The organism is Pseudomonas anguilliseptica (assembly GCF_900105355.1).
Lineage (GTDB): Bacteria > Pseudomonadota > Gammaproteobacteria > Pseudomonadales > Pseudomonadaceae > Aquipseudomonas > Aquipseudomonas anguilliseptica.
Genome location: NZ_FNSC01000001.1, coordinates 3,239,276 through 3,254,476, shown reverse-complemented (window position 1 = coordinate 3,254,476; position 15,201 = coordinate 3,239,276). Strand labels below are relative to the sequence as shown.

Here is a 15,201-nt window from a genome sequence, read left to right as displayed (position 1 = left end):
CTTAACTATCCAACTTGAGCACAGCGAGAAAGGCTTCCTGTGGAATTTCCACGTTACCAACCTGCTTCATGCGTTTCTTACCGGCCTTCTGCTTTTCCAGCAGCTTGCGCTTACGACTGACATCACCACCGTAGCATTTGGCCAATACGTTCTTGCGCAGCGCCTTGACCGTAGTCCGCGCAACGATCTGCCCACCAATTGCAGCCTGAATAGCCACGTCAAACATCTGCCGTGGAATCAGCTCTTTCATTTTCTCAGTCAGCTGCCGGCCTTTGTAGTGAGCATTGTCCTTGTGCACGATCAGCGCCAACGCATCGACCTTGTCACCGTTGATCAACACATCCAACTTGACCAGATTGGCCGACTGGTAGCGATCAAAATGGTAGTCCAGCGAGGCATAACCACGGCTGGTGGATTTCAGGCGGTCAAAGAAGTCGAGCACCACTTCGTTCATCGGCAGGTCATAGCGCACCTGAACCTGAGAACCAAGGAACTGCATATCACGCTGCACACCGCGTTTTTCGATACACAGGGTAATCACGTTACCCAGATGCTCCTGCGGCACCAGAATAGTGGCCTGCACGATCGGCTCGCGAAAGTCTTCTACCGACGAGACATCCGGAAGTTTGGACGGGTTATCGACGTAGATCGTCTCGCCGCTCTTCAGCGCCACTTCGAAGATTACACTTGGCGCCGTGGTGATCAGGTCCAGGTTGTATTCGCGCTCCAAGCGCTCCTGAATGATCTCCATGTGCAGCATGCCGAGGAAGCCGCAACGAAAGCCAAAGCCCAGGGCATCGGAACTTTCCGGTGAATATTGCAGCGACGAGTCGTTCAGCGTGAGTTTCTGCAGGGCATCGCGGAAGTCCTCGAAATCATCCGAGCTGACCGGGAACAGGCCGGCGTAGACCTGCGGCTGGATGCGCTTGAAGCCCGGCAGCACTTCCACATCAGGGGTGGCCGCCAAGGTCAGGGTATCGCCCACCGGCGCGCCGTGAATATCCTTGATGCTGGCGATGATAAAGCCCACTTCGCCGGCTTTTAGATCGGCGGTGGCCGTATGCTTGGGGTTGAAAACCCCGACGCTGTCCACCAAGTGCGTCTTGCCAGTGGACTTCACCAGCACCTTGTCACCTTTCTTGATCCGGCCATGGCGCACACGCACCAAGGAGACCACACCCAGATAGTTGTCGAACCAGGAGTCGATGATCAGAGCCTGCAATGGCGCATCGATATCGCCGGTCGGTGCCGGGATCGTGTGCACCAACCGCTCAAGCACCTCATCCACACCCAGGCCGGTCTTGGCGCTGCAGGTCACAGCGTCGGTTGCATCAATACCGATGATCTTTTCGATCTCTTCTTTGACCCGGTCGGGTTCAGCCTGAGGCAAATCGATCTTGTTCAGCACCGGCATGACCTCAAGGCCCTGCTCGATGGCGGTGTAGCAATTGGCAACAGACTGCGCTTCCACACCTTGACCGGCATCGACCACCAGCAGCGCGCCTTCGCAGGCTGCCAGGGAGCGACTGACCTCATAGGTGAAGTCTACGTGACCGGGGGTATCAATGAAGTTCAGCTGATAGGTGATGCCGTCTTTAGACTTGTAATACAGGGTAACGCTGTGCGCCTTGATGGTGATCCCGCGCTCACGCTCCAAATCCATGGAATCCAGTACCTGGGCTTCCATTTCACGGTCGGCCAAGCCGCCACACATCTGGATAAACCGGTCGGCCAAGGTCGACTTGCCGTGGTCAATGTGGGCGATGATGGAGAAATTGCGGATATGACTCAAATCACTCACGGATCAACACTCAAAAAGGTCGCAGGCGACTGCCCGCCGAAAATAGCCGCCGAGTGTACCCGAAAGCCACCTTGCACGTCATCAAGACCGCACGGCAGTGCTATGTAAAAGGGCGACCGAAGTCGCCCTTTTAGTCTGTTTGCACAGTCAATCGGCCAGCTTGAAGGTAATAAAGCTGGCGCGCCCCTGACGCAGTACACGCATCGACACCGACCGATTCTTCGGCAGCGCCTGCACCACCTCGGTAAAGGTCTTAGCCGAGTTGATCGCCTGATTGTTCAGATGAGTGATTACATCACCCGGACGCAAACCAATCAGCGCAGCCGGACCATCCTGCACTTCGGAGATCACGACCCCACCCTTAAGATCAAGACTCTTCTTCTGCTCGGCAGTCAACTCAACCACCTTAACCCCAAGACGGTTGCTACTGCGTCCAACCCCAGGCGCGACAGTACCAGCCAGTGCCTCGCCATCTTCAGGCAGCGCACCAATGCTCAGCTTCAGCTTCTTGCGTGCACCATCGCGCACCACATCCAGTTCGGCACTGGTACCTGGCTTCAGCGCACCGACCAAATGCGGCAGATCAGCAGACATGATGATCGGCTTACCATCCAGACTGAGAATCACATCACCTACCTGCAAGCCGCCTTTGGCAGCAGGCCCCTCTTCCAGCACCTGCACCACCAGCGCACCAGCCGGCTTATCCAGACCGAACGACTCGGCCAGATCCTTGTTCACTTCCTGAATCACCACACCCAGCCAGCCACGACTGACCTTGCCCTCAGCCTTGAGCTGGTCGGCCACATCCATCGCTACACTCATGGGAATAGCGAACGACAACCCCATAAATCCACCGGAGCGGGTGAAAATCTGCGAGTTGATACCGACCACTTCACCGGCCAGGTTGAACAGTGGGCCGCCAGAGTTACCCGGATTGATCGCCACATCTGTCTGGATAAACGGCACATAGCTCTCGTTTGGCAAACTACGGCCTTTGGCGCTAACGATCCCGGCGGTCACCGAGTGATCGAAGCCGAACGGCGAACCAATCGCCAACACCCACTCGCCGACCTTTAACTCTTCTGACTTGCCCAACTTGACGATTGGCAAGCCAGCACCCTCAACTTTAAGCAGCGCAACATCGCTACGCGGGTCAGTGCCGACCAGCTTGGCTTCCAACTCACTGCGATCTGACAGGCGCACGATGATCTCATCGGCATCAGCAATCACATGGTTATTGGTCAGCACGTAACCATCAGCGGAAATGATAAAGCCCGAGCCCAGCGACTGAGCTTCACGCTGACGACCACCGCCAGGCGCACGTGGCATCTGCGGAATATTGCGCTCGAAGAACTCGCGAAACATCGGCGGCAGACCTTCCAGGTCAGGCACATTGAGCTGACCACTGCCAGCAACCGCGCGATCCGGCATTTTCTGCCGGGTACTGATATTGACGACCGCAGGCGACGCCTGCTCAACCAGCTCGGTAAAGTCCGGCAGGCTCGCCTGAGCAAACAACGCTTGCCCCATCAGCAGCACGGCAAATAACGCAGTAAATGAAGATTTCAGACCAAGCTTCGACATACAACTCCCCATCAGGCCAGCAAAAGTCTTAAAACGCTGCTACGGCACCGCCAAGCAATGCACGCAACACCACCGGTTGTAACGCCGGATCACCGGCAGTGACACGACTGCGCCAGCGCACCGCGCAGCAGGCAAAGGCAAAACCGAACAGCGCACTGAGTATGACCCAGGGCTCGCTCAAGCCCGCCTGCCCAGCAAGAACAGCCGCAGCAAACAAACCGAGCAACGGCAGCAGATAAACCAGCAGCGAGCCACGCACCAGCAGATCTTCGCGCACACCGATAATGACTGCATCGCCAACATTCAGCTGCAGATCTGACAATGCACGCACATAACCACGACGACTATTTGTCCCGAGCTGATCAAGCAAACCCTGGCCGCAGCCAGCTTTGACAGAGCAACTGGAGCAGGTGCTTTTACGCAGGGTTTCGACCCAGACAGCGCCGGACTCAACCGCAACGACCCGCCCCTGCTCCTCGATCATTGCTCCACCTCGGCCGCTGAACGCATCGACAAGGCCACTCGCTCAGCTGTGCCCAAGGGTATTTCGCCGACCACGGTGACCATGACGTCGCCATCATCAGTCTTCAGTCTGCGCGAAACCGCTACAGTGGGGCCCAGCTGGGTACGGACATCCTCAACGGCGGCGCCACGCAGAGGCTCCATGAAGACGGAAAAGCGCGCCAGGCCATCGCCATACACCTGACAGGCGACTGGCTCGTCCGATGCCGGGCTGCGGCGTTGGGTAACCGAATTCAGGCTAAAGCCTGGCGGCAACCAGTCAGAACGCCAGGCTTCGACTGCATCCATCAGAGCAGGAGACAAACGCACCGGACGGCAACCTGCGCCAGGTTCAAGGTTAGAGCCTGCAGGTACTTCGGTTTGCAGCTGGGTAAACTGGAAGCGCTCAAGTAACTGCCCCTTGTCATTGACCAGCAAGGACTTGAGCGGCAAGCCCGTTTGCTGATCAAGGTGCAGCTCAATGCCATAGCGATGCTGATCGCGCGGCACCAGGGCCAGCACATTGGTAGCCCGCCCCGCCACGCGGGACTTGCCGAGCACACGCAGCTCATACCACTCACTCAACTGCTCGGCATTCAGCGCCCGGGCGGGCCACAGCTGGCTGTCGATCAATTGGTCAGCCAATGCACCACTTGCGCATTGCACCTGACCGTCGACACGCAACACTTCCTGCGCGGAGCCATCCAGCTGCAACAAGCGCTCACGCAAGGCACCACCCTCACCGACACGGTGCCAGATGCTGTGTGTCGAAAAACTACCATTGCGCTCGTAAACAAAGGTGCCCTGAAAACTCTGTGTGCGTTCGGCATCTGCCAAACGCTGCAGCAAGGCACGACCTTCATCGGCAATTGCCGGCAGCGCCAGCCAACTGCCCAGCAACAGAACGCCTAAAGGAATAAAGCGCATGCGATTCCTTAACAACGGGCCGTTAACGGGCTTCCAAACTGGCTGCACGCGCGTAAGGCAGCGCACCTTCGCTCGTACTCATGGCTGCCTGCTGCGCATGCTGGCGCAGATAAGCAGGCAGACGCTGCTCATGCCAGCCAGGCTGCCCCTGCCCCACAGCGCTGGCCGCAGGAGCCGGTTGTTCCTCGGATGCATTGAAGCCGGCCAGCATGGCCGGCCCACTAACCTGAGGGATATTCAACACTGGCTGACTGGATTGCTGCGCCAACTGGGCACCGGTGATGTCGTCCTGGTTGTAAAAACGCACACCCGCCAGCACTGCCACGGTAACCGAAGCTGCAACAGCCAGGCGACCTACGGTGCGCCAAGGGCCGCGCTGTACTTGTTGCACAACCGGAGCAACATCATCAGCAAGGGCTGCGGATACAGCAGCAGCAATATCCAGACGCGGCTCAAGCAGCTCTTTGTGCATAACCGCCCGAGCAATCTGGTAACGCGACCAGGTTGCACGCAACTCAGGGTCATCACTGGCCGCCAGCACTCGCCTTAATTCAAGTTCATCCGCTTGGTTATCCATCACCGCGGACAGCGATTCCTGCAGGGTTTCACGACTCATGGCGGTTCCTCTCTTGGCTGACGCCGCTGTCTCAGGTTTCCTGCAGCAACGGCTGCAGGGTTCGATCAATAGCCTCACGCGCCCGGAAAATTCGCGAACGCACGGTGCCGACTGGACACTGCATGACGCTGGCAATGTCCTCGTAACTCAGACCATCAAATTCACGCAAGGTTAGCGCTGTACGTAAATCTTCCGGCAACAGCTCGATGCTGCGGTGCACGGTGGCCTCGATCTCGTCGCGCAACAGGGCGCGCTCCGGCGATTCGATGTCTTTGAGGGCATGATCGCCATCATAGAACTCGGCATCCTCAGCACTTACATCACTGCCTGGTGGGCGCCGACCACGCGACACCAGGTAGTTCTTCGCCGTGTTGATGGCAATGCGATACAGCCAAGTGTAGAACGCACTATCCCCACGAAAATTACCCAACGCCCGATATGCCTTGACGAAGGCTTCCTGCGCCACATCCTGTGCCTCATGGGTGTCATGCACAAAACGCACGATCAACCCGAGAATCTTGTGCTGATACTTGAGCACCAATAGATCAAATGCACGCTTGTCGCCACGCTGTACGCGCTCGACCAGTTGCTGATCATCTTCCTGGGTTAGCATGAAAACTCCTCATAAGGTTTGAAGGAGCGTAACGCCAACCCTTTACTCGGTCTGCCAAAGTAGACTTGGGCATTACGCAAAAGTTCTCTCCTTCAAACAAGCTTCCTGCAGAACACTTAAAAGTCCTGCACGGAATAGCGCAGCAAAGGGACTCCACCACTGCGCTTGTAGTCTGGACCAGCCGTCGGCAAGGCAAAACCGCAGGCCGCTGCAAAGACGCCTGACTCAGGCGAATTACCATCTAAACAACCGCCTATGGAACCCGAAACGCTTAAAAAGTTCCCGAGTAACGCACTTGGTCATAAGCCGGCTATTGTGCCGCCCACCCCCTCTATATACTAGAGGCCGCTTTTCGCGGAATTCGGACATGAGCCAACATTACCAACACGACGTTCTGGTTATCGGTAGCGGTGCCGCCGGCCTGACCCTGGCCCTCACCTTGCCCGAGCACTTACGCATTGCTGTTTTGAGCAAGGGCAACCTGTCCAACGGCTCGACCTACTGGGCGCAAGGTGGTGTGGCGGCAGTGCTGGACGATACCGATACCATCGAATCGCATGTCGAAGACACCCTCAATGCCGGTGGCGGCCTGTGCCGCGAGGACGCTGTACGCTTCACCGTGGAGCACAGCCGCGAAGCCATCCAGTGGCTGATCGACCAGGGCGTGCCCTTTACCCGCGACGACCAGACCGCTCGCGAAGACGGCGGTTTCGAATTCCACTTGACCCGCGAAGGCGGCCACAGCCACCGACGCATCATCCATGCTGCCGACGCTACGGGCGCGGCGATTTTCAATACATTGCTGGAGCAGACCCGTCAGCGCAGCAATATTGAACTGCTGGAGCAGCGTGTCGCCGTCGACCTGATTACCGAGCGCAAACTTGGCCAGGAGGGCCAGCGCTGCCTGGGCGCTTACGTGCTCAACCGCGCCAGCGGCGAGGTCGACACCTTTAGCGTACGTTTTGTGATTCTCGCCACCGGCGGTGCAGCCAAGGTTTATCTCTACACAAGCAACCCGGACGGCGCCTGCGGCGACGGTATCGCCATGGCTTGGCGCGCCGGCTGTCGAGTCGGCAACCTGGAATTCAATCAGTTCCACCCGACCTGCCTGTACCACCCAAAAGCCAAGAGCTTTCTGATCACCGAAGCGCTACGTGGTGAAGGCGCACTGCTCAAGCTACCCAACGGTGAACGCTTTATGCCGCGCTTCGATGAGCGCGCCGAACTGGCGCCGCGGGATATCGTCGCCCGCGCCATCGACCACGAGATGAAGCGCCTGGGAATCGACTGCGTGTTCCTCGACATCAGCCACAAACCGGCTGACTTTGTGAAATCGCACTTCCCTACCGTATATGAGCGCTGCCTGGACTTCGGCATCGACATCACCAAAGAACCGATTCCAGTAGTACCGGCTGCACACTACACCTGCGGCGGAGTACTGGTCGACCAGAGCGGCCGCACCGATATCCCCGGCCTGTATGCCATTGGTGAAACCAGCTTTACCGGCCTTCATGGGGCAAACCGCATGGCCAGCAACTCGCTACTGGAATGCTTCGTCTATGCCCGCTCAGCGGCCGAGAACATCCTCGCTGAGCTCGACCAGATCAGCATGCCGAGCACGCTACCGAGCTGGGACGCCAGCCAGGTCACCGACTCGGATGAGGACGTGATCATTGCGCACAACTGGGATGAACTGCGGCGTTTTATGTGGGACTACGTCGGCATCGTGCGCACCAACAAGCGCCTGCAGCGGGCCGAACACCGCGTACGCCTGCTGCTTGATGAGATTCACGAGTTTTACAGTAACTACAAGGTCAGCCGTGACCTGATCGAGCTGCGTAACCTGGCCCAGGTTGCCGAGCTGATGATCCGTTCGGCCATGCTGCGCCACGAAAGCCGCGGCCTGCATTACACCCTGGACTACCCGCAGCAGTTGACCGAGGCCAAGGATACTATTCTGCTGCCGCCCACCTATGGCGACTGAACTTCAGCCGCACCCGTAAGCGTCGGTGCTGATCCCGCGCCACGCTATCACTGGCAATGCACAGCGAGCGTACGCGGCGCTGCCCGGCCAGACGAAAGCGCAGCAGCACAACCTGCGGTAAAGCCAGGCTATCAGGGTGCAACTCGATAGCCTGCCAGCCCTGCGCCGCGCTATGTACCTGCCAACCATCCGCCGTGTAACGCAGCGCCCGGTAAGCCTGTGGCGCACTCAGCAGCAGATGGCGTGGCAGCACCCAGGCAGCATGGGCGGAACAGAAGCCCATTCCGAGCAACCGCGCCCAAATGGGAATATCCACCAGCGCCAGACTGAGCAGCGCCACCCCCTGAATCAGGGCATAGCAGGCCAGCAGCCGCCGTGAAGGCTGCCACAGACACTCGAAGGCGTCACTTGGGCTGGACACGGTCCAGAATCATCCGAACCATGCGCTTGAGATCGGCATCTTCCGGCTCGCCGCGCTGCATAAACCAGCCGAACATATCCTGATCTTCACATTCGAGCAGTTTGCGATAACGCTCGCGGTCAGCTTCATCGAGGTGTGGGTACACCTCCCTGACGAACGGCACCAGCAGCACATCCAGCTCCAGCATGCCGCGGCGGCTGTGCCAAAAAAGACGATTGAGTTCAATCGAGTCAACCATGGGTATGCTCCTTGGATAAGGCGCGCAGTATACCGATGAAAAGCCCCCCCCTGTTGACCGCACGCATCACCCGACCAGGCAATGCACCGAGACGAAGCAGCGGCAAGCGCTGACAAGGCGCGAGGCGCGCTCTATGATGAGCCCCCTAACTTTTATCCAGCGATACCTAATCCACCATGGCCGATACCGCGTTCTATTGCACCCTCAGCCACGAAGGCATCCTCGCCGTGCGCGGCCCGGACGCCAACAAGTTCCTCCAGGGCCAAGTCACCTGCAACCTCAACTACCTGAGCGACAACCATTCCAGCCTGGGCGCACGCTGCACCCCCAAGGGCCGCATGCAATCGAGTTTTCGCATCGTCAGCGTAGATGACGGTTTCCTGCTGGCGATGGCCAGCGATTTGCTCGAAACGCAACTGGCTGACCTGAAGAAATACGCCGTCTTCAGCAAATCCAAACTCACCGACGAAAGCCAGGACTGGCTGCGTATCGGCCTGAGTGGCGGCGATGATGCCCTGCACAGCCTTGGCCTTGAGCTTGCACAGACCGCCGACAGCGTCGCACGCAGCAATGAGTTACTGGCCCTGCGCCTGAGCGATGGCCGCGCCGAACTCTGGCTGCCCGCCGGTCAGGCCGCTGCCGTACAGGCGCAATTGGCCAGCCACCTGCCGCAAGCGCCGCTGAATAACTGGCTACTGGCGCAAGTACGCGCTGGGATCGGCCAAGTCATGGGCAGCACCCGCGAGCTGTTTATTCCGCAGATGATCAACCTGCAGGCCGTAGGCGGCGTGAGTTTCAAGAAAGGTTGCTACACCGGCCAGGAAATCGTCGCGCGCATGCAGTATCTGGGCAAACTCAAACGCCGCCTGTTTCGCCTGGAGCTGCACGACAATCAGCTGCCAGAGCCCGCCACTGCGCTGTTTTCGCCGACCCACAGTTCCAGCGTTGGTGAAGTGGTGCTGGCCGCGCGCAGCCCGGCAGGCGTCGAACTGCTTGCCGTACTGCAGGACGAAGCCGCCCTGAATGGGGTGATTCACCTGGGTTCTGCCGAAGGCAGCACGCTAAGCGTGCTCGATTTGCCGTATACACTGGACCCAGACCGCGAAATACAGCGCTAAGCACTTACTACACTTACTATTGCCTGACCGCCTAAAGAGAATTGCCCATGAGCAAGCTTGCCGAGAAAGTCCAAAAGAAACTGATCCAGGCCATCGACAGTGATGAACTGGTTCTGCCGACATTGCCGGAGGTCGCGTTGAAAGTCCGCGAGGCAGCAGAGAATCCGGATATAGGCATCCCGCAACTGAGCAAAGTGATCGGCAATGATGCCGCCCTGACGGCGCGCATCATCAAGGTGGTGAACAGCCCGCTGCTGCGCACCAACAAGGAAATCACCGACCTGCAGATGGCCGTCGGTCGCCTCGGCATCAACTACACCTGCAACCTGGCCACGGGCCTCGCCATGGAACAAATGTTCCAGGCAACCAGCGACGTAGTTGACCGCAAAATGCGCGAAGTGTGGAACAAAAGCACGGAAATCGCCGGCATCTGCCACGTTCTGTGCAAACACTACACGCGCCTGCTGCCCGACCAAGCCACCCTCGCCGGCCTAGTGCATCAGATCGGCGTGCTGCCAATCCTCACCTACGCCGAAGAGCACAGCGAGCTGCTGGCTGACTCGATCAGCCTCAACCATGTGATCGAGCAGATCCACCCGATCATCGGCGACAAGATCCTGCGTACCTGGGAATTCCCCGAACTGATCGCCATGGTGCCCGGCCAGTACCTGGACTTCACCCGCGACAGCGCCAAGGTCGACTATGTCGATATCGTTCAGGTTGCCACCCTGCAGAGCTATCTGGGCAGCGAGCACCCTTATACCCAACTGGACTGGAGCCAGATCCCGGCGTTCCGCAAACTCGGCCTGGACCCAAGCCAGAATCTGAGTGAAGACGAAGACCTCTCCGCCGCGATGGAAGCGGCCATGGGCATGCTGCAATAAAATGGCCGTGCATGCGCATGCCGGCGCCAGCCATTAGGATGAGTGCCACCCTCTGGGATACCCTTGCTATGCGCACACTGCTCTGCTCACTACTTCTCAGCCTGGTTGTGGCCAGTGGTGTGCACGCTGAAACGGTGCGGCTGACCAACGGCGAATGGCCGCCCTACCTCGGCCAGCACTTACCCCATCATGGCGTTGCCTCACGCATTGTCAGCGAGGCTTTCGCCTTGCAGGGCATTACCGTGGTTTGGGAGTTTCACCCTTGGGCGCGTTCATTGCAGTTGGCACAAAGCGGAAAACGTAACGGAACCGCGGTGTGGCTAAACAGTCCCGAGCGGGAAATCAAATTCTTTACAAGTGACCCTGTAGTAGAAAACGGCTTCTACCTGTTCCATCGCAAGGATTACCAGCTTGACTGGAATCAGGTCAGCGACCTACAGAAGCTGCACCTGGTCGGCACCCGCGGTTATGACTATGGCGATGCCTTTCAACAAGCCGAGGCCAGCGGGCAACTGCGGGTCAACCGGGTGACCAGCGATGAAACCGCCTTTCGCCAGTTGATCGCCGGACGGGTTGATGTGTTCCCAGTGGACAAAGTGGTGGGCTTTGACACGCTGCACCAATACTTCAGCGCGGCCGACCGGGCCAAGCTGACCTTCCACCCTCAGCCCTTGCGCCTGGACAACCTGCACCTGCTGATGTCACGCGAGGTGCCGGGCAATGCCGAACTGATGGTGCGGTTTAACCGCGGTTTGGCGCAGCTGCGTGAGAGCGGCAAGGTGGCGCAATACCTGCTGGAGATTCAGCAGCCCCTCAGCCTGAGCCCTTGAACCTGCTTAAACTTCAGCAAGGTTGAACTCCACCCGCACACGCAAGCCCTGTGGTTGAACCTGATGCAGGCTGATGGTTGCCTGATGGGCCCGGCAGATCTCACCGACAATGGCCAAGCCCAACCCCGCACCCGTCCCCTTGTTGCTACCACGGTAGAAACGCTCAAACACACGCTGGTAATCCTCGGGCGCAATGCCGGGGCCGTCGTCTTCGACTTCCAGTACAGCATTGGGCAGCACCCGCAAAATCACGCCACCGCCAGCAGCGGTATGGGCCAAGGCGTTATCCAGCAGGTTGCACAACAGCTCGTTGAGCAGCGTCGGCTCGCCACTGACCCATACCGCCTGCTCAGCCTCCAGTGCCAGCGCAATCCCCCGTGCATGGGCCAGTGGCGCCAGCGCCATGCCCAGTTCGCGTGCCAGCTGGCTGAGGTCCAGACGCTGCGCACCGCCTTCGGCAATCGCCCGGGCACCGCTTTCTATGCGCGCAAGCGAAAGCAGCTGATTGGCCAGATGGGTCAGCTTGTCGGTGTTCAGCGCCGCCTCTTCCAGCGTGCTGCGCCAAATCGAAGGTTCCTGGGCACGCAGCCCCAACTCGACCCGCGCCTTGAGTGCCGCCAGGGGCGTGCGCAGCTCGTGGGAGGCATCAGCGATAAATTGCGACTGGCGCTCGAACAGGCTGCGCAACCGATCATTGAACTGGTTCAGCGCATCGATCAGTGGGCGCAGCTCGCGCGGCATACCGACATCCGACAATGGCTGCAGATCCTCGCTGGTACGCGCTGCCACACTGCGGCGCAAGGCTTCCAGCGGGCGTAGCGCCGCGCTTACCGCCAGCCACACCAAGAGCAATGCACTGAGCGATAGCACGCCCATGCGCAGCAAGGTGCCGAGCAACAGTTCGCGGGCCATGCGCTCACGCGCGCCCTGGGTTTCCGCCACGCGGATTTCCGCCACACCGTTGAGGCCCGGCTCACTGACCGGCTGCAGCAGACTGACCACACGCACGCCCTGCTCACGAAATTCTGCGTCGTAGAAACGCGCCAACGCCGGATAATCCTCAGTGCGCTTGATATGGGCCGGCGGCGCAGGCAGATCCTCATAGCCTGACACCAGCGCGCCCTGCACATCCAGAACTTGGTAGTAAATACGCCCAGCACTGTCATAGGCGAAGGTGTCCAGCGCCACATAAGGCACGTTGGCATTCAAACGCTCGGCGGTGGTGTACAGCCCGTCGGCAATCGCCCGCGCCGAGGCCAGCAGGGTACGGTCATAGGCGGTGTCGGCAGCGCGGCGCGCACTCCAGTAGGCACTCAGGCTACTGACCAGCAGAATCAACGCCAGCAGCAGCGCCAGGCGGCTGATCAGTCGTCCGCGCAGGCTACCCGGCTGGTTCGCCATGGCTTTGCCGCGCTCAGCCACCGAAGGCCTCCAACCCTCAGTCACCGACTGCCTCCAACAAATAGCCCAGGCCACGGAAGGTGACGATGCGTACCCCGCCGCCTTCAAGCTTCTTGCGCAGGCGGTGCACGTAGATTTCGATGGCGTCGCTGCTGGCTTCCTCATCCAGGCCAAACACCTGAGCGGCCAACTGTTCCTTGCTCATCACCCGTCCGGGTCGGGCAATCATCGCCTCCAGCACCGCCTGTTCGCGGGAGGTCAGAGTCAGCAGGCCGTCAGCCAGGGTAAAACGCCGGGTGTCCAGGTCATACAGCAGGTTGCCGCAGCGCTGCTGGCGTTCGCCACCGAGCACGGTACGCCGCAGCAGCGCCTTGACCCGCGCCTCCAGCTCACTCAATTCGAAGGGTTTGGCCAGGTAATCGTCAGCACCGAGGTTGAGGCCATGTACGCGGTCCTTGACCTCGCCACGGGCGGTGAGCATCAGCACCGGCAGGGTCTTGCCGCGCTCACGCAAACGCGCCAGCACCTGAAAGCCGTCCAGGCGCGGCAGGCCGATATCGAGAATCGCCAGGACGTAATCCTCGCTGCTCAGGGCCAGATCGGCCGCCACGCCGTCATGCAGCATGTCCACATTAAGCCCGATGCCACGCAGGGCCTGAGCCACGCTTTCAGCCAGGGGCAGATGGTCCTCGACCAGCAGGATTCGCAAGGTAATAGCACTCCAGGAACTTGTTGTTATGCGCCCAGTGTAACGGCGCACCCTGGGGGCCGTCGCAGGTGACGTGAAAAACTCTCAGGCGTTTCTTTGTGGCCTGCCATCCCTGGCGGCCACCCTGCGGGCCGTCGCACGCGACGTCAAAAAACGCTCCAGGCGTTTTTTCAAACTGAAAGCCTGGTGAAAGCTTGACCCCCTAGCATCGGTTTCAGGTGGCTCGATCCACCGACCTGAACGACTGACGCAGTGGTGCGCAGTCGTGACAAAAACAACAATGGAGACCACAGGATGCCGACTGCATCTCATCAGGCGCTTGCGCCTGCTCACCTGCTTAGCCTGGCCATCGCCGCCGCGCTGCTTGCCCCCGCTGCCCATGCCGATTTTGTGGCTGACAGCAAAGCCAGCCTGACCACCACCAATATCTACCTCAATCGTGATTTCCGCGAAGGCACCAGCAGCCAGCAAAACAAGCGTGAAGAATGGGGCCAGGGTTTCTGGCTCGATGTCCAGTCCGGCTACACCGAAGGCACCGTGGGGTTCGGCCTTGATGCCCTGGGTCTGGTTGGAGTCAAACTGGATTCCGGCGGTGGTCGCACCGGCACCGACCTGCTCCCGGTGCAGGACGATGGTGGCACCCCAGATCAGTTCGGCCGCCTGGGCCTGACGGCCAAGGTCAAGGTCTCCAATACCGAGCTGCGCTATGGCTCACACATTCCAGAACTGCCCGTGGTCAAGGCCAGCGACAGCCGCCTGCTGCCGCAGGTGTTCGAAGGCGGCCTGCTGACCTCCAGCGAACTCGAAGGCCTGACTTTTACCGGCGGACGCCTGGACAAGGTGATCGACCGCGCCTCGACCAACTCCGAAGACCTGATCCTCAATAGCAAGAACCGTCGCTTCGCTGCCGGTATCACGGCAGATCATCTGGACCTGATGGGTTTCGACTACAGCTTCAACCAGCAGCTCAAAGGCCGCTACTACTTCGCCGACCTCAACGATATCTACCGCCAGCACTTCTTCGGCCTGCTCGCCAGCCAACCGCTGGGCAGCGGCACCCTCAGCGCCGATATACGCCTGATGCTGAGCAAGGACAACGGCGCATCCAATGCCGGCAAGATCGACAACCGCGCCGTGGGCGCCATGCTCAGCTACGCCATCCACGGTCACAAACTGGGCCTGGGCTTTCAGGACATGAGTGGCGACACCGGTTATGCCTACATCGATGGCAGCGACCCGTTCCTGGTCAACTTCGTGCAGATCAACGACTTCGCCAACGCCGACGAGCGCTCCTGGCAGGCCCGTTACGACTACGACTTCGGCAAGCTCGGCGTGCCCGGCCTGAGCTTTATGACCCGCTACATCAAAGGCAGCGACGCGCAAATCGCTGGCACTGATGACATCGGCGGCGAGTGGGAACGCGACATCGAAGTCAAGTACGTGGTGCAAAGCGGACCACTGAAAGATGTCTACGTACGCCTGCGTAACGCCAGCTTCAAATCCGATTTCGCCCGCGATGCGGACGAGAACCGCGTCATCGTCGGCTACACGCTGCCGATCTGGTAATCCACAAT

The 15,201-nt window shown here is 59.5% G+C and carries 15 protein-coding genes; 5 read left to right on the top strand and 10 right to left on the bottom strand.

The features are described 5' to 3' along the window. Position 1: 1 nt before the first annotated feature. From lepA to rpoE, 6 genes are all read right to left on the bottom strand, one after another. The gene (lepA, locus tag BLW24_RS15700; RefSeq protein WP_090383649.1) at positions 2–1,801 is read right to left on the bottom strand and encodes a translation elongation factor 4; all 1,800 of its coding nucleotides are present in this window, start codon (positions 1,799–1,801) and stop codon (positions 2–4) included. Positions 1,802–1,948: 147 nt separating this feature from the next. Beyond that, positions 1,949–3,331, bottom strand: a complete 1,383-nt coding sequence (locus BLW24_RS15695) for a DegQ family serine endoprotease (protein WP_420875038.1) — start codon at positions 3,329–3,331, stop codon at positions 1,949–1,951. Between the two features lie 82 nt (positions 3,332–3,413). Next, positions 3,414–3,869 (bottom strand): SoxR reducing system RseC family protein, encoded by a 456-nt coding sequence (locus BLW24_RS15690; RefSeq protein ID WP_090383639.1) that lies wholly within the window; start codon positions 3,867–3,869, stop codon positions 3,414–3,416. Next, the gene (locus BLW24_RS15685) at positions 3,866–4,813 is read right to left on the bottom strand and encodes a MucB/RseB C-terminal domain-containing protein (protein WP_090383632.1); all 948 of its coding nucleotides are present in this window, start codon (positions 4,811–4,813) and stop codon (positions 3,866–3,868) included. The genes BLW24_RS15690 and BLW24_RS15685 overlap by 4 nt, the downstream gene beginning before the upstream one ends. 22 nt (positions 4,814–4,835) lie before the next feature. Further along, positions 4,836–5,429, bottom strand: coding sequence for a sigma-E factor negative regulatory protein (locus tag BLW24_RS15680; RefSeq protein WP_090383625.1), 594 nt, complete (start codon positions 5,427–5,429; stop codon positions 4,836–4,838). Positions 5,430–5,460: 31 nt separating this feature from the next. Continuing rightward, positions 5,461–6,042 (bottom strand): RNA polymerase sigma factor RpoE/AlgU, encoded by a 582-nt coding sequence (rpoE, locus tag BLW24_RS15675; protein ID WP_090383621.1) that lies wholly within the window; start codon positions 6,040–6,042, stop codon positions 5,461–5,463. A 367-nt stretch (positions 6,043–6,409) separates the two neighbouring features. On the opposite strand from rpoE, the gene nadB reads away from it, so the two are divergent. Further along, positions 6,410–8,026 (top strand): L-aspartate oxidase, encoded by a 1,617-nt coding sequence (nadB, locus tag BLW24_RS15670; RefSeq protein WP_090383615.1) that lies wholly within the window; start codon positions 6,410–6,412, stop codon positions 8,024–8,026. Here nadB and BLW24_RS15665 read toward each other — a convergent pair. Together BLW24_RS15665 and BLW24_RS15660 are read right to left on the bottom strand one after the other, a co-directional pair. Further along, entirely contained in the window at positions 7,995–8,447 is a 453-nt protein-coding gene (locus BLW24_RS15665; RefSeq protein ID WP_090383611.1) for a protein YgfX, read from the bottom strand. The two genes, nadB and BLW24_RS15665, sit on opposite strands and share 32 nt — an antisense overlap. Next, positions 8,431–8,685, bottom strand: a complete 255-nt coding sequence (locus BLW24_RS15660; RefSeq protein ID WP_090383608.1) for an FAD assembly factor SdhE — start codon at positions 8,683–8,685, stop codon at positions 8,431–8,433. The genes BLW24_RS15665 and BLW24_RS15660 overlap by 17 nt, the downstream gene beginning before the upstream one ends. Positions 8,686–8,861: 176 nt before the next feature. Here BLW24_RS15660 and ygfZ point away from each other — a divergent pair, with 176 nt between their 5' ends. The 3 genes from ygfZ to BLW24_RS15645 all read left to right on the top strand — a co-directional run bounded on the left by ygfZ (position 8,862) and on the right by BLW24_RS15645 (position 11,517). Further along, positions 8,862–9,803 (top strand): CAF17-like 4Fe-4S cluster assembly/insertion protein YgfZ, encoded by a 942-nt coding sequence (gene ygfZ, locus BLW24_RS15655; protein WP_090383605.1) that lies wholly within the window; start codon positions 8,862–8,864, stop codon positions 9,801–9,803. A 47-nt stretch (positions 9,804–9,850) separates the two neighbouring features. Then, the gene (locus BLW24_RS15650) at positions 9,851–10,687 is read left to right on the top strand and encodes an HDOD domain-containing protein (protein ID WP_090383602.1); all 837 of its coding nucleotides are present in this window, start codon (positions 9,851–9,853) and stop codon (positions 10,685–10,687) included. A 68-nt stretch (positions 10,688–10,755) separates the two neighbouring features. Then, positions 10,756–11,517, top strand: a complete 762-nt coding sequence (locus tag BLW24_RS15645) for a substrate-binding periplasmic protein (protein WP_090387762.1) — start codon at positions 10,756–10,758, stop codon at positions 11,515–11,517. Between the two features lie 6 nt (positions 11,518–11,523). Here BLW24_RS15645 and BLW24_RS15640 read toward each other — a convergent pair whose 3' ends face one another. Both BLW24_RS15640 and BLW24_RS15635 read right to left on the bottom strand, forming a co-directional pair. Next, positions 11,524–12,918, bottom strand: a complete 1,395-nt coding sequence (locus BLW24_RS15640; protein ID WP_090387761.1) for a sensor histidine kinase — start codon at positions 12,916–12,918, stop codon at positions 11,524–11,526. Between the two features lie 37 nt (positions 12,919–12,955). Beyond that, entirely contained in the window at positions 12,956–13,627 is a 672-nt protein-coding gene (locus BLW24_RS15635) for a response regulator (protein WP_090383599.1), read from the bottom strand. Between the two features lie 294 nt (positions 13,628–13,921). Here BLW24_RS15635 and BLW24_RS15630 point away from each other — a divergent pair, with 294 nt between their 5' ends. After that, positions 13,922–15,193, top strand: a complete 1,272-nt coding sequence (locus tag BLW24_RS15630) for an OprD family porin (RefSeq protein ID WP_090383597.1) — start codon at positions 13,922–13,924, stop codon at positions 15,191–15,193. The last annotated feature ends 8 nt before the right edge of the window (positions 15,194–15,201 follow it).